The organism is Allofournierella massiliensis, assembly GCF_964241245.1.
Lineage (GTDB): Bacteria > Bacillota > Clostridia > Oscillospirales > Ruminococcaceae > Allofournierella > Allofournierella massiliensis.
On sequence record NZ_CAXSWZ010000003.1, the window covers coordinates 87,834 to 107,148 of the forward strand.

Below are 19,315 nucleotides of genomic sequence, written 5' to 3' on the forward strand. Positions count from 1 at the left end.
GCCGTTCCTTCGTTTTTTCATTCAGTTTTCAGGCCAGCGTTTTCAAAAATGCCTCCAGACGGTCAAGGCCCTCTTCCAGCTGATCATCCGCGCAGCAGTAGGAAAGGCGCACATAGCCCTCGGAGCCGAAGCAGCTGCCCGGCACCAGCGCAAGCCCGCCTTCCTGAATCAGGCGGGTGCAGAACTCCTCGCTGCTCATGCCGAACTGCTTTATGCAGGGGAAGATGTAGAACGCTCCCTCCGGCTTGTTCACCGGCAGGCCCATCTCGCACAGCCGCTTATAGACAAAATCCCGCCGCCGCCGGTAGCTCCGGCGCATGGCGCTTACATCGCTCTCCAATGCAGCGATGCAGGCAGTCTGGGAAAAGCTGGTTACACTGACCACGCTGTACTGGTGCACCTTCTGCAGCTGCTGCTTCACCGGCGCATCCGCCGCCAGCCAGCCCAGCCGCCAGCCGGTCATGGCATAGGGCTTGGAGAAGCTTTCCACCACGATGATGTTCTCCCGCAGATCCGGGTAAAGGGCGGCAAAGCGGGCAAAGGAATCGGTGTAGCTCAGCTGCCAGTACACGTCATCGCAGATCACATAGATTCCGGTGCGGCGGACAAGCTCCGCCACCGCGTTCAGACTCTCTTTCGTATAAACGCAGCCGGTGGGGTTGTTGGGGCTGGTCAGGATGATGGCCTTGGTACGCTCGCTCACCGCGGCGTTCAGGGCCTGCTCATTCAGCTGGAAGCCGCAGGGCTCGGTGTCCACCGGCTTATATACACCCCGGCACAGACCGATCAGGGACTCATACAGACCAAAGGCAGGGATGGGCACCAGCACCTCGTCGCCCACGTCCACCACGCCGGACAGGGCACACAACAGCGCCTCGGTGGCCCCGCAGGTGACCACGAATTCCTCCGGCGTATAGTCCAGCCCCTGCTTTTTACTGAATTCGGAAAGGGCGGCCAGCAGCTCCGGGCGGCCGTTGTTGGGCGGGTAGTGAGTATCGCTCTGCTCCAGCGCCTGCTGGGCAGCCTGCCGGATGGGCAGGGGAGTGTCAAACTCCGGTTCGCCCAGCGTCAGCTTCACGCAGCCGGGGGTCTGGGCGGCAAGAGCGGTAAACCGGCGAATGCCGGAAAGGGTAAGGCCGGTGACGGCCGGATTCATGGGCAGGCGCATGGGCAGGATTCTCCTTCAGACAGTTTACTTTTGCATGTTACCAGTATAGCACAACAGGGCGGATGCGGCACAAAAAAATGCAGGCCCCGAACGGAGCCCGCATTTCAGATGGTTACTTCTTGATCATGGAAGCCAGGTAGCCCTGAATGCCCTTCACGCTGGAAAGGTTCATGGCCTCGGCGCGCACGTCGTCCGCCTCCTGCTGGCTCCACAGGCTGATGGTGCGGCGGGTGGCCAGCACGGCGCTGGCGCTCACGCTGAACTCATCCAGACCCCAGCTGAGCAGCAGGGGAATCAGAGCCGGGTCGGCGGCAGCCTCACCGCACATGCCCACAGGGATGCCGGCGGTCTTGGCAGCCTTGATCACATTGGCGATGCTGCGCAGCACAGCCGGATGGAAGTGGGTGTACAGAGAGGCCACATCCGGGTTGCCCCGGTCCACAGCCAGAGTGTACTGGGTCAGGTCGTTGGTGCCGATGCTGAAGAAGGCGGCCTCCTGCGCCAGCAGATCAGCAATCTGGCTGGCGGCGGGGGTCTCGATCATCACACCCACCTGGGCGTTGGCGTCGAAAGGCAGGCCCTCGGCGGCCAGCTCCTTCTTGGCCTTTTCCAGCATGGCCTTGGCGGCGCGGATTTCCTCCAGGCCGGTGACCAGTGGCAGCATGATCTTGATGTTCTTGTGGTCCGCGCCAGCGCGCAGCAGAGCGCGCAGCTGGATCATGTAGGTCTCGGGGTTATCCAGGCAGTAGCGGATGGCCCGGTGACCCAGGAAGGGGTTCTCCTCCTTCTTCATGTGCAGGTAGTCGATCTCCTTGTCGCCGCCTACGTCCAGGGTGCGGATGATGACCTCCTTGCCTGCGAACAGCGCCGCCACCTGACGGTAGGCGTTCATCTGCTCCTCCTCGGTGGGCAGGCTGTCCCGGTCCATGAACAAAAACTCGGTGCGGAACAGGCCGATGCCCTCGGCGCCCTTTTCCAGCGCAGCCTGGGCATCCTCGGGCTTACCAATGTTGGCATACAGGCCCACGGCGCGGCCGTCCGCGTTCACGGTGGGTTTACCCAGATAGGCCTTCAGCATCTGACGCTGATGCTCAAACTCGGCGCGGCGCTCCTCATAGTCCTTCAAGGTGCGCTCATCCGGGTTCACATACACATGGCCGAACTCGCCGTCCATGGCGATCTCATCACCGTTCTGGATGGTGTCGGCTGCACCGGGCACACCCAGCACGGCGGGAATCTCCAGCGCGCGGGCCAGAATGGCGGAATGGCTGGTGCGGCCGCCGATCTCGGTGATGATGCCCACAACATTCTCCCGGCTGATGCCCACGGTCATGCTGGGGGTGAAGTCCTGCGCCACAATCACGGTGCCGGCGGGGGCGTGGGCCAGATCCACATCGGGCAGGCCCAGCAGCTGCTTGAGCAGCCGGGCGCGCAGGTCACCGATATCGGTGGCGCGCTGGCGCATCAGTTCATCCTCCATGCCGCTGAACATGGCAATGAAGGTCTGGCAGACGGAATCCACCGCAGCTTCGGCCACGTTGCCGGCAGCGATCTGCTCCTCCATCTGGCCCATCATGAACGGGTCGTTCAGCATCATGATCTGGCCGGACAGAATCTCGGCGGCATGCTCGCCCACCTTTTCTGTCATCTCGGCCGCCATGTTGCTCAGCCGCTGGCTCACGGCAGCTGCAGCCTCCTTCAGGCGTTCGGTCTCCTGCTGCTGCCCCGCAAACTGCACGGCGGAATAATCCAAATTCTGTTCCTTTACCACCAGCGCATGGCCAATGCCCACACCGGCGGACGCTCCTGTACCCTTTAACATGGTTTTTGTGCCCCTCTCGTCGGCTTTTTATCAGGCGCGCCCCGGCCCATCAGGTGGACCGGGGCGCCGCATGTTGTATGTTCTGCTGCTTACTCGCCCAGACCACTTTCGATCAGGCTCACAGCCTTGTCCAGAGCGGCCTGCTCGTCGTCGCCGGTGCAGCGAACTTCCAGCTCGCTGCCGCACTTGATGCAGGCGGCCATCAGGTTCATGATGCTCTTGGCGTTGATCTCCTTATCCTTGAACACCAGCACCACGTCGCTGTTGAACTTCATCATTTCCTGAGCAAACATACCGGCGGGACGCATGTGCATGCCCATGGGGTTCACGATCTTGGTCATCTTGCTTACCATAATAGTTGTTCTCCTTTTGTTTTATTTTATGTTTGTGTTTTTGAAGAGCCCGCGCACCGCAGCACGCGGGCCTGCTTTGTAACAAATGGATTACTGCTCCTTGTTCTTTTTCAGAACACCCAACAGCAGCATGCCAACCAGGCTGCCCACAACCAGGCTGATCACATAGCCCAGCACATTGGTAACCACGGGGAACACGAAGATACCGCCGTGAGGAGCCATCAGGCTGCAGCCGAAGAACATGCTTAGAGCGCCGGCCACCGCGCTGCCAACCACGCAGCTGGGGATCACGCGCAGGGGATCGGAGGCAGCGAAGGGAATCGCGCCCTCGGTGATGAAGCACAGGCCCATGATGTAGTTTACCACGCCGGACTTGCGTTCATCCTGAGTGAACTTCTTCTTGAAGAAGGTGGTGCACAGAGCGATGGCCAGCGGGGGAACCATGCCGCCCACCATAACGGCGGCCATCATCTGGTATTCGATGGCGCCCTGCGCTGCGCCTGCAGCGGCGGCGGTGGCAATGGCGCCGGTACCGGTTACATAGGCAGCCTTGTTGAAGGGGCCGCCCATATCAATGCTCATCATGCCGGCCAGAACCGCACCCAGCAGGATCTTGCTGGTGCCGCCCAGGCTGTTCAGGAAAGCGATCAGACCGTTGTTGATGGCGCCCATGATGGGGTTTACCAGGCACATGAACAGGCCCATGAACAGCACGCCGATTACAGGGTAGAGCAGAATGGGCTTAATGCCTTCCAGGCTGTCCGGCAGCTTGTCGCAGACCTTGCGCAGGCCCAGCATGAAGTAGCCGCCCACAAAACCGGCCAGCAGCGCGCCCAGGAAGCCGGCGGGAATGGCTGCGGTGTTGGGATCCAGAATGGTGGCAAAGCTGGTGCCGGCAGCGGCCAGGCTGCCGCCCACAAAGCCAACGGCCAGACCCGGACGGTCGGCAATGCTCATGGCGATATAGCCCGCCAGGATGGGCAGCATGAAGTTGAAGGCCACGCCGCCAACGGTCTTGAAGAAGGCCGCCACGGGGGTGTTCATGCCGAAGTTTGCGGGGTTGATGGAGTAATCGTCCAGCAGGAAAGCCAGGGCGATCAGAATGCCGCCGCCGATTACGAAGGGCAGCATGTGGGAAACGCCGTTCATCAGATGCTTGTACAGCTGACGGCCGATGCTCTCGTTCTTGGCAGTCTCGGTGGTCTCCACCGCGCCGGAGTAGTGGTAGATGGGAACCTGCTTCTCCACGATCTTGCCGATCAGCTCTTCGGGATGATGGATACCCTCGCTCACGGGAACAAAGAGCACACGCTTGCCGTCAAAACGGGCGGTCTCCACATTCTTGTCGGCGGCAACGATAATGCCGTCGGCCGCGGCGATCTCCTCAGCGGTCAGCACGTTCTTGGCGCCGCCGGAGCCGTTGGTCTCGGCCTTCAGGGGAATGTCCATGGCCTTGCCGGCCTTCTCCAGAGCCTCGGCAGCCATGTAGGTGTGCGCAATGCCGGTGGGGCAGGCGGTAACAGCCAGCACACGGTAACCGGCGGCCTTTTCCTCGGCAGCGGGAGCAGCCTCAGCGGCGGTCTCCTGCGCAGCGGGCTCGCCGTACTTGGCGCCTTCGGCCTCGTCGATGGCCTTCATGAACTCCTCCACAGTGGTGGCGGCCCGCAGCCTGGCGGTGAAGTCGCCATCCATCAGCAGCACCATCAGGCGGCTGAGGATTTCCAGATGCAGGTTGCCGTCCATGGGGGCGGCGATCATGAAGAACAGGTCGCTGGGCTTGTTGTCCATGGCGCCGTAGTCCACGCCGGTGTCCAGGGTCATGGCCGCCAGACCGGGGCGCTTGACCGCCTCGCTCTTGGCGTGGGGCACCGCGATGCCCGCCTCAATGGCGGTGCTGCTCTGAGCCTCGCGAGCCAGAATGGCCTGCTTGTAAGCCTCCACATCTGCCAGATTGTCGCCAGCCACATGCAGGCCGATCAGCTTGTCGATGGCCGCTTCCTTATTCGCTGCGCTGGTGTGCAGCTCCACACTTTCCGGTCTGAGCAAATCCGTAATACGCATGATTCTCGATCCTTTCTCTCGTTCTTTTTTCTAGGGGTGCGATCTATTTGCAGGCGTGCGGTTCTGTGGTTCCGCGGCGCACGCTTATGCCTTGTTCAAAAGAGCCTCGATCTCGGGGCGGGTGGCCAGTACATCCGAGAATGCAGTGGCGCTGCCCGCGGCGCTGCCCACGCGCAGGGCCTGCTCGTAGTCGCCGCTGTCCAGATAGCCGGCCAGGAAGCCCGCCACCATGGAGTCGCCCGCGCCCACCGAGTTCTTCACCTTGCCCTTGTGGGCGGCCAGCCGGTGGCACACGCCGTTTTCGTCCAGCAGCATCGCGCCGTCGCCGGCCATGCTTACCAGCACGTTGCGGGCGCCCTGCTCCTGCAGCTTGGCGGCGCACTCCCGGATCTCCTCGTCGGTGGTGAGGGTGCGGCCGAAGATCTCGCCCAGCTCATGGTTGTTGGGCTTGATCACGAAGGGCCGGTATTTCAGCACGTTTACCAGCAGATCCCGGGTGGCGTCCACCGCACAGAGCACCTTTTTGCCCTCCAGCCGGGCCAGAATGCTCTCGTACACATCGCTGGGCATGCTGGCGGGGATGCTGCCGGCCAGAACCAGCACATCGCCCTCGCCCAGGGCATCCAGCTTGTGCAGCAGCTCCTCCAGCGCCTCGGCGCTGATGTCCGGCCCCTTGCCGTTGATCTCGGTCTCCTCGCCGGCCTTCAGCTTCACATTGATACGGGTGAGCCCGGCAGGCAGGTGGATGAAGTCGGTGGCAACGCCCTTGGCGGCCAGCCCGTCCTCAATGGCCTTGCCGGTGAAGCCGGCCACAAAGCCCAGCGCCACGTTTTCGTGGCCCAGCTCCCGCAGCACCCAGGACACGTTGATGCCCTTGCCGCCCAGCTGCACATCCTCGCTGACGGTGCGGTTCACCTGGCCCAGGGCCAGCTCATCCATGCGCACCACATAATCCAGCGCGGGATTGAATGTAACGGTGTATATCATAACCCTTCTACCTCCTTGATCACTGCGTGCTTGCGATAACTCTTGTCCGGCAGGCGGTCGGTTACAATGCAGGCCTGGTCGATGAGGGCCACGGTGACCGCCGATACCCGCCCGAACTTGGACGAATCCGCCAGAACATATTTGATGTAGGCCTGACGCAGCGCGGTGGCCTTCAGCTCGGCCTCCTCCACGTCCGGGGTGGTGTAGCCCTGGCCCACGGTGATACCATTAATGCCGATAAACGCCTTGGTGAAGTTGTAGTGCCCCAGTGCCTGCACCGCACCGGAGCCTACGATGGCCTCGGTTCCGGTCTTGAGCATGCCGCCCAGAATGTAGGCCTTGAAGCCCTTGTTCACCAGCCGCTGGGCGTGCAGGATACCGTTGGTCACGATCAGCAGCCCGTCGCTAGGCTCCAGATACTCCAGCATCCGCAGGGTGGTGCTGCCCGCATCCAGAAAAATCACGTCGTCCGGCTGAACCTGCGCCGCCGCATAGCGGGCAATCATGTCCTTCTGGTCCAGATTGAGCTGCTCCTTGGCGCTCATGGTGGGCTCCGTGCTCTCGAACATGGCGTCCACTGCGGTGGCGCCGCCGTGCACCTTGTTCAGCTTGCCCTGCTCGGCCAGAATCATCAGATCCCGCCGTACCGTGGATTCCGAGGTATCCAGCCGCTGCGCCAGCTCGGTGACGGTGGCCGCCCGGCGCTTGGCCAGCACTTCCAGAATAACCGCAAACCGTTTTTCTGCCAGCATCACGCCGCCTCCTTTTTGTTCCGTTCTTTTGTTCTGGTTTCACTATAACACAGATATTTGGCGAATTCAAGCATTTTCTATCAAAAATAATCAAATTTCTTCATTTTCTTTTCCTGCATCCGCGCATTTTCGCGCAAATCTGCTCAAACGCGCAAAAAAATCTCCCCAACACCCGGTTTCGGATGCAGGGGAGAGAGGTGTTTCCGATATTTATCGCTGGAAGCGGGGCGGTTCGTTCAGATCCAGCTCCAGCAGGTGGGCTTTGATCTGCATCAGGCTGCGGGCCTCCATGCACAGACCACGCACGCCCTGACGGATGAACCGCTCGGCAGTGTCCGGGTCGGTGGCGCTCACGCCGCAGATGGTCACCGGCAGCTCCTGGCTCCAGGCAGCCGCCACCACCATATCAATCAGGCGGCCCACCGCGTGGGGCCAGCCGGTGAAATAGCCGGACATCCGGCTGTCGCGCCGGTCCGCCGCGTATGTGTACTGGGTCAGATCGTTGGTGCCAATGTGCACAAAGGAGCACCGGTCCGCCAGAATCTCGTCCGCCAGCAGCGCGGCACTGGGCACCTCGATCATGGCGCCGATGGGTACCTTTTCATTGAAGGGAACTCCCTCCCGGCGCAGCTGGCTCTTGGCTACCTCCACAAGCTCCAGTGCTTCCTTCCAGTCCGCCGGGCCGGTGATCATGGGGAACATGATGCGCAGATCGCCCTTGAGCGCAGTGCGCAGCAGTGCCCGCATCTGGGTGACGAACAGCTCGGGATGGCTCAGCTGGAGCCGTACCCCCCGCATGCCCAGCGGGGAATAATTGGTGGTATCCTCCAGACCGGCCACCCGCTTGTCCGCCCCGATGTCGAAGGTGCAGATGGTTACCGGGTGGCCGGCAGCAGCCTCCAGGCAGGTCATATAATAATAGTACTGCTCATCCTCGGCAGGAATGTGCTCGCCGGTGATCACGAATTCGCTGCGCAGCAGGCCCACGCCGTCCGCGCCCGCATCCATCGCAGCCCGGATATCGGTGGGGCTGGAGCAGTTGGCCAGCAGGGTAACAGTGGTGCCGTCCTTGGTCACACAGGGCTGGTCCTTCAGGAATGCCATACGCCGCTTCAGCATGCCCTCGCCCACAATCCGCCGCTGGGCATGGCGCACCGCATCCGCGTCCGGTTTGATAATCATGTCGCCGTTGTAGGCATCCAGAATGGCTGCCTGCCCCTCGCTGTATGCCAGCATCTCGCTGCCCAGCTGCACCACAGCGGGAATGTCCATGGTGCGGGCCATGATGGCCGCGTGGCTCTGGATGCTGCCCCCGCTGGTGGCGAAGCCCAGAATCTTGGCCCGATCAATGCTGATGATGTCGCTGGGGAAGATTCGCTCGCCCACCAGAATGCAGGGAACCTCCAGCTCGGGGGCCTTGCGGGGCTCACCGTCCAGAATGTTCACCACCCGCCGGCAGACGTCCAGCACATCCACCGACCGCTGGCTCATGTATTCATCGTCCAGATTTTCCAGGGTGGCGGCGTAATGCCGGCCCACCCATTCCATGGCTGCGGCCGCGCCGTTGCCATCGGCAATGCGCTGGGCCACCTGTGCCAGAAGGCCCGCATCCTCCAGCATCATCCGCTGGAACATGAGAATGGCCTGCTGGGTACCGTCGGTCTTTTCCTCCAGAACGTGGAGCTCCTCCTTGGCCAGGATGACAGCGGCATCGAACAGAGCCTGTTCGCGCACCGGCAGACCAACCACCCGCACCAGACCGGCAGTGCCGTGATGCAGCCGGTGAACCGGCCCCATGACCAGTCCCTTGGATGCACTGATGCCTGTAAATCTTCTCATGGCTCCTCACCTCCCTGGGATCCGCGCAGGCTTGCCGCCACAAGTGCCTGCAAAAACTCTCCGGGCGCGGCAGCCGCCTGAGCGGCCTCCCGGATACAAAGGCCCGCATCCGCCTCGAACAGCGGTGCGAAACGCAGGCAGATCTGGGGATCCACCCGCTGTAAAAATTCCTCAAACAGCTCACCGGCGGTGTAAACCGGCTCCGGCGCAACGCCCGCCAGCTCGCAGGCCCGCTCCAGAGGGGCAAGCGCCCGGGCGGCAGCGGTGGCCGCCAGCTTTTCCAGCCCGCCCAGTGCCGCCTGTTCGGCAAAGGTGAGGGCAGGGTTCGCCCCCATCACCCGCCGCAGCAGCTCTGCGTAGGGGCGCACAAAGCCCTCAGTGAGCGCCCGCTCCTGGCCGGCCTGTATGCTGTATGCAATGCCCAGAATCCGGCCGAAGGCCCGGTAGGTATCGTTGTAGCCCAGGGCGATGTTCTGCCTTGCCTGCTGGGGATCAAAGGTAAGAATCGCGCCCAGTTCCCAGTGGCTGCGCACCAGAATCACCGGCAGCTGGGGCGGCATCCGGCGGGTAATGCCGATGCCGTCCACATCCACGGCCACCACTTCTTCCGCACCCATACGCCGGGCAAGGCCCACAGGCATATTGTCGGCATAGCCGCCGTCGATGAACTGCTCGCCCTCAATGGCCCGGGGCCGGAAGGCCGGAAAGCATGCGGCGGAAGCCAGAAGATAATCCTTCATCTGCCCCTGCGGGATCTGCTGCGCCGTGAGCTCCAGCGGGCGCAGGTTGCGCTTGTTCACGGTGACCAGACCGAATTCAATGGGGGAGGTGCGCAGCGCATCCTCGTCCAGCACCCGATCCACGATGCTCTCCAGTGGGGTCACATCCAGCCCGCCGCCGCGCATGGTTTCCTGCCAGAAGTTCAGCACCCCCTGCTCCGGGTCCGGCGGATCGGTGATCACCTGACGGGTGTCGATGGTGAGCCACATGTCCCGGGCGGTGGCCCACTGACCGGTGGCGAACATGGCGCCGTTCAGGCAGCCCACCGAGGTGCCGGTAATCACATCCGGCCGCCAGCCCAGCTCGGTCAGCGCCTGATATACCCCCACCTGGTAGCTGCCGCGGGCTCCGCCGCCCGCCAGTACTAGCCCTCGCTTCATGCCTTTTCGCCCTCGCTCACTTTTTCGCTTTAACACATTGTAGCAGAAAACTTTCCGGGGACGCAACTGCTTTTCCGTAAAAAACGGCAGAATCGCATGGTCGTCCATTGTGTTTAGTCTATTATAATCCTTTCCTGCAGTAAAGGAAATACGTTTTCAACTATTTTTACAAAATATTTTATAGCTTAAAAAATATTTTGTGCATCATTCTTGTTTTTCCGGGGGTTTCGTTCTATAATGAAGGCAACAGCGGAATTTTCGCTTCGTTACCCCTGAAGCGTTTTTCGCGTGGTACACCCCGGCTTTGCCGGTGTTTTGAACAAGGAGGGATCATTCGATCATGAGCGCGATGTACTTTGTTACGGCAGGCTCCGTGCTTGCCCTGCTGTTTGCGGCGGCCATGTTTGCCCGGGTAAAGAAAGAACCTCAGGGCTCCGCCCAGATGGCAAAGATCTCGGCCGCGGTGAGCAACGGTGCCACCGCCTACTTAAAACGCCAGTACAAGGGCGTGGCCATCTTCTTCGCGGTGGTCTTTGTGATCCTGCTGATTATGGCTTCTCTGGGCTTTCTGAGCTTTTTTACCCCCTTCGCCTTCCTGACCGGCGGCTTCTTCAGCGGCCTGTCCGGTTTTATTGGCATGCGCACCGCCACCATGGCCAACTGCCGCACCGCCAACGCCGCCTCGAACAGCCTGAACAAGGGCCTGCGGGTGGCCTTCAGCGCCGGCTCGGTCATGGGCTTCACCGTGGTGGGTCTGGGCCTGCTGGACCTGAGCGTCTGGTATTTCTTCCTCCATTTCTGGTACACCGCCATTGATCCGGTGGCCAGCCAGGAGATCCTGATTCAGAACATCACCTCCAACATGCTCACCTTCGGCATGGGCGCTTCCTCCATGGCGCTGTTCGCCCGTGTGGGCGGCGGCATCTTCACCAAGGCGGCGGACGTTGGCGCCGACCTGGTGGGCAAGGTGGAAGCGGGCATTCCGGAGGATGACCCCCGCAACCCCGCCGTTATCGCAGACAACGTGGGCGACAACGTGGGCGACGTGGCCGGCATGGGCGCCGACCTGTATGAATCCTATGTGGGCTCCATCGTTTCCACCAGCGCGCTGGCCGTGGCTGCCGGCTTCGGCATGCAGGGCGTGGGCGTTCCCATGCTGCTGGCCGCGCTGGGCGTGCTGTGCTCCATCGTGGGCACCTTCTTCGTAAAGACCAAGGAGGGCGCCAGCCAGAAGAATCTGCTGACCGCCCTGCGCACCGGTACATACATCAGCAGCGTGCTGATCGCCATCTGTGCCTGGTTCGCCATCCACTGGCTGCTGCCCGCCGAGCACGCCACCGGCGTGTTCATCGCGGTGATCAGCGGTCTGGCCGCCGGTGTGATCATCGGCGCGCTCACCGAATACTACACCTCGGACAGCTATTCTCCCACCCGAAAGCTCTCGGCCTCCAGTGAGACCGGCAGCGCCACCGTAATCATCAGCGGCCTGTCTCTGGGCATGCTTTCCACCGTGGCTCCCGTTGTGATCGTGGGCATTTCCGTCCTGCTGAGCTACTTCTGCAGCGGCGGCGCCGAGGACTTCAACATGGGCCTGTATGGCGTGGGCGTTTCCGCCGTTGGCATGCTGAGCACCCTGGGCATCACCCTGGCCACCGACGCCTACGGCCCCATTGCGGACAATGCGGGCGGCATTGCCGAGATGACCCACATGCCCGCACAGGTTCGCCAGCGTACCGACGCGCTGGACAGCCTGGGCAACACCACCGCCGCCACCGGCAAGGGCTTCGCCATCGGTTCCGCGGCCCTGACCGCACTGGCGCTGATTGCCTCCTACATCGACAAGGTTCACCAGATTGATCCGGACATTGTGCTGGATCTGTCCATCACCAATCCCACCACCCTGATCGGTCTGTTCATCGGCGGCATGCTGCCCTTCCTGTTCGCGGCCCTGACCATGGACGCGGTGGGCAAGGCGGCCCAGAGCATCGTGGTGGAGGTTCGCCGCCAGTTCAAGGAAATCAAGGGCCTGATGGAAGGCAAGGCTGAACCGGACTATGCCTCCTGCGTGGATATGTGCACCCGCAGCGCCCAGAAGCTGATGCTGGCTCCCGCCCTGATCGCAGTGATCGTACCCGTTGTGGTGGGCCTGATCCTGGGCGTGGAAGGCGTGGCCGGCCTGCTGGCAGGCACCACCGTTACCGGCTTTGTGCTGGCCGTGATGATGGCCAACTCCGGCGGCGCGTGGGACAACGCGAAAAAGTACATCGAGAGCGGCGCCCATGGCGGCAAGGGCAGCGACTGTCACAAGGCCGCCGTAGTGGGCGACACCGTGGGCGATCCCTTCAAGGACACCAGCGGCCCCTCCATCAACATCCTGATCAAGCTCACCAGCATGGTTTCCATCGTGTTTGCCGGTCTGGTGGTTGCGGTGCATCTGCTGTGAGCCGTCGTTCTCCATTTTCTCTTTCTCTGCCGTAAGGCCCGCCATAAGACCTCCTGGCCGTTTGTGTGTGGCGGGCCATTTGGACCAAAAAGGGAGGAGCGTTAAAAACGCTCCTCCCTTTTTGTTATGGAAAATCTGTTTTTCATCCCTCTGCGGTGAACAGCCCGGTGGACAGATACCGGTCGCCGGTGTCCGGCAGAAGGGTCACGATGGTCTTGCCCGCATTCTCCGGCAGCTTTGCCAGCCGGATGGCGCCCGCCAGCGCCGCGCCGGAAGAAATGCCCGCCAGTACGCCCTCTGCCCGGCCCAGGGCCCGGCTGGCCTCAAAGGCCTGCTCGGTGGTCACGGTAAGCACCTCATCATAGGCGTTCTGATCCAGAGCATCCGGTACAAAGCCCGCGCCGATGCCCTGCAGCTTGTGGGGGCCGGCTTTCCCGCCGGACAGCACCGGCGAATCCGCCGGCTCCACCGCGGCCACATGGATGGCCGGATTCTGTTCCTTCAGGTAACGGCTCACACCAGTAATGGTGCCGCCGGTGCCCACACCGGCCACAAACAGGTCGATCTTGCCGTCGGTATCCTCCCAGATCTCGGGGCCGGTGGTGCGGTAGTGGGCGTCCGGGTTGGCGGGATTTTCGAACTGGCCGGGGATAAAGCTGCCGGGGGTCTGGCTCGCCAGCTCCTTTGCCTTTTCGATGGCGCCGGTCATCCCCCTGGCGCCGGGGGTGAGCACCAGCTCGGCCCCATAGGCCATCATCAGCTGGCGACGCTCCACCGACATGGTGTCCGGCATGACGATGATCACCCGGTAGCCCCGGGCCGCCGCCACCGAGGCAAGGCCGATGCCGGTGTTGCCGCTGGTGGGCTCAATAATGGTGCCGCCCGGGCCGATCAGGCCCTTCGCCTCGGCATCATCCAGCATGGCCTTGGCCACCCGGTCCTTCACCGAACCGGCGGGATTGAAGGATTCCAGCTTTGCCAGCAGCACGGCATTCAGGCCCAGTTGCTGTTCCAGGCGGACAAGGCGGAGCAGGGGAGTGCGGCCGATCAGCTGATCCGCCGCGGTGTAGATCTTGGACATGGTTCATTCTCCTTTTCTGTTTCTGGTTCGATTGGACTGCATCCGGTACGGGCCCCGCGCCCGGCCGGTTCAACATCGGGCCAGACCTCCGGCCGCCGGGCAAAGATACATCCGATTCATTGCACACGCCGCCTTTCCGTGGAAAATTCAGGATAGCGATATGATACGCCATATTTCCCATCTTGTCAATAGGATTATATTCTTTTCATTTTGTTTGATTTCAAACAGAATATTTGACATCCACCGGGTATACTGGGTACAGAATCTGATTGTGAGCTGCGCCCGGTGGGCGTGAAAGGAAGGAACTGCTGCTATGATCCGTAGAATCATTAAAATCGACGAAGCCGCCTGTAACGGCTGCGGCGCCTGCGCCGCGGCCTGCCACGAGGGAGCCATCGGCATGGTAAACGGCAAGGCCCGCCTGCTGCGGGACGACTACTGCGATGGCCTGGGCGATTGCCTGCCCGCCTGCCCCACCGGGGCCATCTCCTTTGAAGAGCGGGAGGCCGCCGCTTACGACGAAGCCGCCGTACTGGCCAACAAGGCAAAGACCGGCACCCCCGCCCACACCGGCTGCCCCGGCAGCCGCAGCCGGGCGCTGAACCCGCAGCCCGCAGCCGCTGTGCCCAGTGAGGAGCCCGCCAGCTGCCTGCGCCAGTGGCCGGTACAGATCAAGCTGGCTCCGGTGAACGCCCCCTATTTTGAAGGAGCCGACCTGCTCATCGCCGCCGACTGCACCGCCTACGCCTACGCAGGCCTGCACAGCCGGTTCATGGCCGGCCGGGTAACCCTGATCGGCTGCCCCAAGCTGGACATGGTGGATTATTCCGAAAAGCTGGGCGCCATTCTGGCGGCCAACAACATCCGCAGCCTGACCGTAGTGCGCATGGAGGTGCCCTGCTGCGGCGGGATGGAATACGCCGTGCAGCGGGCGGTGGCCGCCAGCGGCAAGGCACTGGATGTGAAGGTTGCCGTGATCAGCACGGACGGCCGCATCCTGAAGGAATCGGTTTGACAAAAAGCGCAAAAGCCAAAATGGCTTTTGCGCTTTTTTCATTTTCGGGCAGGGCTCAGTCTCCAACCCGCTCAAAGCGCCAGGTCTGGTCCGCGTCCGGGTATTTTTCCCGGTCCACCGGGCCTGCAAACATTTCGTAGGGGCGCACCCACAGGCCACCCTCGCCGTACAGCGGCCGATATACCACCAGCCGCTCGTCGGTCTCACTGTGACGGGCAACGCCCTCCACCTGATAATAATTGCCCTTGAAGTGCCGGTAACGCCCCGGCGTAATTTCCCGTTCCATCCGATTCACTGCTCCTTATTCTTCTCATCCGGCTCCAGCCCGGCCAGCTGCTTCCAGTCCGCGCCCTGACGGGTGGCGGCAGCCAGCGCGGCCAGCTCTCCGGGCAGCGGAGCGCGGGGCTCTTCTGCGGGCGGGTCGGTGCGGCCGGGGGCCAGATCCATGAGCCAGTAGCTCACACCCTGCCAGCCGTTTTTCAGCCCGCAGCGGGCCTGCCGCCCCTCGCACACAAAGCCAAACCGCTCATGAAAGGCTTCGCTGGCGGGGTTGGGATCCGCCAGCACCGCATAGGCGTTCCAGTAGCCCTGGCGGCACAGCGCCGCCAGCAGCGCGTGATACAGCATACTGCCCACACCCAGCCGCCGGGCCTCCGGGGCAAGGTAGATGGTGGTCTCGGTGTCCCACGCGTAAGCGCCGGTGCCGTAGCGCCAGGGATGGGCACAGGCGTAACCCAGCGCCTGCCCCAGTGCGTTCTCCGCCAGGAAAAAGGGCAGGCGGCGGCAGAGGGCTCGCATCTCCCGTCGGTAATCCTCCAGTTTGGGCGGCTGATACAAAAAGGATGCGGTGGAGTGCAGCACATAGTGGCTGTAAATGCCCAGCACCGCCTCGGCGTCCGCCGGGCGAGCCGGCCGCAGCAGCACAAAGCGGGCCGGATCGAACCCGGAGGCAAGCGCCTCCTTTTCCTCCTTGCTGCACTTTTTGAGGGTTGCTTCCCGGCGCAGCGCGGCGGTTTTATCCTCCAGCAGCTCGGCATAGGCCAGCGTCTCGCCCCCGAAACCCCGGGTGTATTTTGCCCCCTTACCACTGGCGTGGGCCCGCAGCCGGCGCAGCAGGTCATTGGTCCAGCCGGTGTACAGCGCACCGTTGGCGCAGCGCATCATATACACATAGGCGGGAGCCGGCAGATTGTTCTGTTCCATGGAAGGTTCCGTCCTTATTCTGCAAACTTATTTTTTGCCGCCCCGCAGCACAAAATAGCAGGCGGCGATGGCGTCCTCTTTGGTCTCGGCGGTGATCAGAAACCGGCTGGCGTGGCAGAAACGCAGGGTGGCAATGCCGGAGGATTTGCGCAGATGCTCCTCCGGCTGGCCTGCCCAGCCCATGGGGAAGGGCTTCTTGGGCCGCTTGGTCAACCGGTCGTTCACACACTGGGCCGACCAGCCGCCCCGCTGGCTGGGATACACCACAAACAGCGCGTCGCTGCGGTAGAGGGCGTTTTTCCAGGGGGCATAGCAGGGCAGAATCACAATGCCATCCCTGCTTTCCGCATAGGCCTTCTGCACCAGCGCGTCCGCCCGCTTCACCGCCCGGGCCGCTTCGATGTTATTCTCCAGAATCACCTGGGCAAAATCCACTGCCCGTGCAAAACACTCATCCGGATCCCGGGGCTGATCCCACAGGGGATTGAAACCGCCGATGGCATCCGCCAGCAGACAGCTTTCGCCGGTGTTGTCGTTCAGATCCAGCGGCTGCACAAAGTTCTCGTCCAGCAGACGGGCCTGATTTTCCCCCACCAGCTGTGCGCCGAACTCCCGCCACAGCAAGCCGAAAGCCGCATAAGGCACCCCGTTGGGGCGCTCGGCCCGATCCGCCGCGTGATGGTCGAAGGGGCCGTTGCCAATGTCGTAAACAATGCCGTCGAAGTTCTCCGGCACAGAGAAGCCACGGGTCACGGTGAAGTCCGGCCGCAGGATGCGCAGCAGCGCGGTGCTGAACACATCGTCCGCGTGGAACTTGCCGCCGTGGGTAAAACCGTTTTTGGGTACTTGCATGCTCATGGAATCCATCCTCACACTCTTGTTGTCAGGGCAATCCCGCACAATTCCAGGTGGTGGAGTGCGCCAGAAAATTTTTTGTGATATGAACCAAAAAGCGCAGCCAATCCTTGGTGGATTGGCGAGCATTTTTGCAAAATAGCACGGAAAATTTTGGCGTGATACGCCGCCTGAGCCGGCAGGCGTGAATTGTGCGAGGTTGCCCTAGTATCCCTTTCAGTATACCACATTCCCGCAAGCCCCGACGCAAAAATTGGCAGATGCTTTTCCTGTGCAGCCCTCCGCAAACGTGCTATAATGAGTTCAAAGCCCCGCCAATCGGGGCAGCCACGAGAGGGGGAACCATTATGCCCGTAAAAACCCGTCGCCCCTTTGCCCTGGGGATGATCGTTCTTGCCGCTGCTGCGCTGGCGGCGCTGATTTTTGCCATCGTTCTTTTGATCCGGGGTGTTGCCGGCCTGGCCATGCCCCACATGCAGACCCCGGACCAGATCCGGGCCGTTCTGCTGGACGATGCCTGGGCCGCATATTTCGACGAGAGTCATACCCGTCAGGAGCAGGAGACCTTCCTGTCCAGCACGCTGGACGAGGCAGCCGCACAGGGCGCCAACACGGGGCTGCTCACCGGCCAGACCCCCGGCGGCGGTGTGCTGGCCCGCAAGCTGGACTCCGCCGAGCCTGCCCCCATGGTGAGCGAGTCGGACAGCCTGTTCTCCTCCTTCGACCCCATCCGAATCCTGATGCAGCAGGCTTCCCAGCGGGGCATGCTGGTGGCTTTGTACCGGCCGGAAGAGCTGGCTGCAAAGGACTGGATGACCGAAACCGCCGACCGGTATGGTCTGACGCTGTATGAGCCCAGTGGCGAGGGTGTATCCGCCCGCTACACCGCCGAGGGCCAGCCGGAGCTGACCCTGGCCCAGCAGAGCCCCGCTCTTGCCGCCGCGATATGCCAGCTGCAGCCGGGCACCGGCGTGGTGCTGGGCAGCCTTTCCGGCCTTGTGAACGGCACCGAAAGCGCCGCAGTGACCCTGCAATACCTTTCCGGTGACGGTCTGCCCGAAATTGCCCAGCAGCAGTTTTCCCAGACGCTGGCCATCGTCTCCCCGGATCCGGCCAGCAAGGTCTACACCGACACCATCTTTCTGATGGGCACCTCCGACCCCAACCAGCCCCTGACCATGAACGGCCAGAATGTGGAGCGCTACGGCTCCTACGGCATGTGGGGCCTGGAAGTGAGCCTTGCCGAGGGCGACAATGTGTTCACCGCCCAGCAGGGGGAATCCTCGGTTTCCATCACCCTGACCAAGCCCGCACCCACCAGTGGTTCCGGCGGCTCCGGTACACCGGAGATCGTCTCCGATGGCTCGGTGGCAGCACAGCCCGGCCAGCTGCTGCGGGTGACCTCCGCGCTGGCCAGCGCCCTTCCCGACTATCAGGATACCAGCACCATCGCCATGACCGCCTATGAGGGCGCGGTGGCAGAGGTAACAGACAGCGTTTCCTTTGTGAGCGGCAGCAAACGCACCTACGCCTATCAGCTGCCCGATGGCAACTACATAAAAGCGGCGGACTGTGAGCTGCTGGAGGAAGGCACCGCGCAGGCCGCTTTCACCGGCCTTTCTGCCAGCGAAGAGAACGGAATCGAATATCTGACCTTCACGGGCAGCGGCACGCCCTATTACACCCATATCTGGGAAGGCAACGAGTTTACGCTGCATTTTTATTCCGCCACCTTCTCCGGTGAACTTCCGCAGAACTTTGGCTTTGAGGGCGCCAGTGTGACCGTGGAGCCGGAAGAAAACGGCTTCTCTCTGCACTTCACCTTCCAGGACAGCGATCCCCTGTGGGGCTATTTTGTGGACTACACGGCGGAGGGCGGCAGCCGCATTGCCCTGAAACACCAGCCCGTGCGCAGCAGTGACCCGGCTCTTCCGCTGGCCGGTGTGACCGTGCTGCTTGACCCGGGCCACGGCGGCGACGACATGGGCGCGCCCGGCTCGCCGGTGGAGGATTTCCCCCAGGAGAGCGAGCTGAACCTTTCCGCCGCACTGGCCGCCAAATACCGGCTGGAGCAGCTGGGCGCCACCGTGACCATGACCCGGGATACCGATGTGTTCTACACGCTGGCCGAGCGGATGGAGATGCTCAACAGCCAGAAACCGGATTTCTTCATCGCCATCCACCACAACAGTGCCGCCATGAACGCGGATCTGAATCAGGTGGGCGGCACCGAGGCCTACTGGTTCTACACCGAGGGCAAGCCGCTGGCCACCGCTCTTTCGGCAAATGTGAGCCTGACCACCGGCCGCAACGACCGTGGTCCGAAATATTCCGCCTTCTATGTGACCCGATCCAACATCTGCCCCGCGGTGCTGCTGGAGCTGGGCTTCGTGAGCAACCCGGCGGAGTACGAGAGCTGCGCCACGCTGGAGGGGCTCTGGTCCGAGGGCGGCGCCATCGCTCAGGCCGTGCTGGACAGCGTGCCCGGCTGATTTCTTCAACCAATTGTGCCCACTGGAACATCCAGTGGGCATTTTTTTATTTTTACTGAAAGATCCGCGCCCTCTCAGTCGTAT

Annotated in this window: 15 protein-coding genes; 3 read left to right on the forward strand and 12 right to left on the reverse strand. The window is 62.3% G+C overall.

What is annotated here, in order from left to right:
• Positions 1 to 28: 28 nt before the first annotated feature.
• The 8 genes from ACESYO_RS02780 to ACESYO_RS02815 all read right to left on the reverse strand — a co-directional run bounded on the left by ACESYO_RS02780 (position 29) and on the right by ACESYO_RS02815 (position 10,142).
• Positions 29 to 1,168 (reverse strand): pyridoxal phosphate-dependent aminotransferase, encoded by a 1,140-nt coding sequence (locus tag ACESYO_RS02780; protein WP_346672724.1) that lies wholly within the window; start codon positions 1,166 to 1,168, stop codon positions 29 to 31.
• Positions 1,169 to 1,280: 112 nt separating this feature from the next.
• Positions 1,281 to 2,990 carry a phosphoenolpyruvate--protein phosphotransferase gene (gene ptsP / locus ACESYO_RS02785; RefSeq protein ID WP_058963389.1) on the reverse strand — a complete coding sequence of 570 codons (1,710 nt, stop codon included), beginning with the start codon at positions 2,988 to 2,990 and terminating at the stop codon, positions 1,281 to 1,283.
• Between the two features lie 89 nt (positions 2,991 to 3,079).
• Positions 3,080 to 3,343 (reverse strand): HPr family phosphocarrier protein, encoded by a 264-nt coding sequence (locus ACESYO_RS02790; protein WP_058963390.1) that lies wholly within the window; start codon positions 3,341 to 3,343, stop codon positions 3,080 to 3,082.
• Positions 3,344 to 3,433: 90 nt separating this feature from the next.
• The gene (locus ACESYO_RS02795; protein WP_058963391.1) at positions 3,434 to 5,404 is read right to left on the reverse strand and encodes a PTS fructose transporter subunit IIABC; all 1,971 of its coding nucleotides are present in this window, start codon (positions 5,402 to 5,404) and stop codon (positions 3,434 to 3,436) included.
• An 84-nt stretch (positions 5,405 to 5,488) separates the two neighbouring features.
• A complete protein-coding gene (pfkB, locus tag ACESYO_RS02800) occupies positions 5,489 to 6,391 on the reverse strand; it encodes a 1-phosphofructokinase (protein WP_058963392.1) in 903 nt (300 codons plus the stop codon).
• Complete coding sequence (locus tag ACESYO_RS02805) at positions 6,388 to 7,143, reverse strand: DeoR/GlpR family DNA-binding transcription regulator (protein WP_373209342.1); 756 nt, start codon at positions 7,141 to 7,143, stop codon at positions 6,388 to 6,390. The genes pfkB and ACESYO_RS02805 overlap by 4 nt, the downstream gene beginning before the upstream one ends.
• A 210-nt stretch (positions 7,144 to 7,353) precedes the next feature.
• Positions 7,354 to 8,982: a phosphoenolpyruvate--protein phosphotransferase gene (gene ptsP / locus ACESYO_RS02810; RefSeq protein ID WP_373209341.1), complete on the reverse strand. Its 1,629-nt coding sequence runs from the start codon at positions 8,980 to 8,982 to the stop codon at positions 7,354 to 7,356.
• Positions 8,979 to 10,142 carry a patatin-like phospholipase family protein gene (locus ACESYO_RS02815; RefSeq protein ID WP_058963544.1) on the reverse strand — a complete coding sequence of 388 codons (1,164 nt, stop codon included), beginning with the start codon at positions 10,140 to 10,142 and terminating at the stop codon, positions 8,979 to 8,981. The genes ptsP (ACESYO_RS02810) and ACESYO_RS02815 overlap by 4 nt, the downstream gene beginning before the upstream one ends.
• Before the next feature lie 340 nt (positions 10,143 to 10,482).
• Between ACESYO_RS02815 and ACESYO_RS02820 the strand changes: the two genes are divergently transcribed.
• Entirely contained in the window at positions 10,483 to 12,585 is a 2,103-nt protein-coding gene (locus ACESYO_RS02820; RefSeq protein ID WP_283129174.1) for a sodium-translocating pyrophosphatase, read from the forward strand.
• Between the two features lie 142 nt (positions 12,586 to 12,727).
• Here the strand turns inward: ACESYO_RS02820 and cysK are convergent, their stop codons facing one another.
• Positions 12,728 to 13,666: a cysteine synthase A gene (gene cysK / locus ACESYO_RS02825; RefSeq protein ID WP_058963396.1), complete on the reverse strand. Its 939-nt coding sequence runs from the start codon at positions 13,664 to 13,666 to the stop codon at positions 12,728 to 12,730.
• Positions 13,667 to 13,979: 313 nt separating this feature from the next.
• Here cysK and ACESYO_RS02830 point away from each other — a divergent pair, with 313 nt between their 5' ends.
• Positions 13,980 to 14,681: an ATP-binding protein gene (locus ACESYO_RS02830; protein WP_058963397.1), complete on the forward strand. Its 702-nt coding sequence runs from the start codon at positions 13,980 to 13,982 to the stop codon at positions 14,679 to 14,681.
• 55 nt (positions 14,682 to 14,736) lie between these two features.
• On the opposite strand, the gene ACESYO_RS02835 is transcribed toward ACESYO_RS02830, so the two are convergent.
• The 3 genes from ACESYO_RS02835 to ACESYO_RS02845 are packed head-to-tail and all read right to left on the reverse strand — an operon-like array spanning position 14,737 to position 16,736.
• Positions 14,737 to 14,967: a DUF1653 domain-containing protein gene (locus tag ACESYO_RS02835; protein WP_058963398.1), complete on the reverse strand. Its 231-nt coding sequence runs from the start codon at positions 14,965 to 14,967 to the stop codon at positions 14,737 to 14,739.
• A 5-nt stretch (positions 14,968 to 14,972) separates the two neighbouring features.
• Complete coding sequence (locus ACESYO_RS02840; protein WP_058963399.1) at positions 14,973 to 15,884, reverse strand: GNAT family N-acetyltransferase; 912 nt, start codon at positions 15,882 to 15,884, stop codon at positions 14,973 to 14,975.
• A gap of 27 nt (positions 15,885 to 15,911) precedes the next feature.
• Positions 15,912 to 16,736, reverse strand: a complete 825-nt coding sequence (locus ACESYO_RS02845) for an MYG1 family protein (protein WP_373209384.1) — start codon at positions 16,734 to 16,736, stop codon at positions 15,912 to 15,914.
• A 350-nt stretch (positions 16,737 to 17,086) separates the two neighbouring features.
• Between ACESYO_RS02845 and ACESYO_RS02850 the strand changes: the two genes are divergently transcribed.
• Entirely contained in the window at positions 17,087 to 19,231 is a 2,145-nt protein-coding gene (locus ACESYO_RS02850) for an N-acetylmuramoyl-L-alanine amidase (protein WP_373209340.1), read from the forward strand.
• Positions 19,232 to 19,315 lie beyond the last annotated feature (84 nt).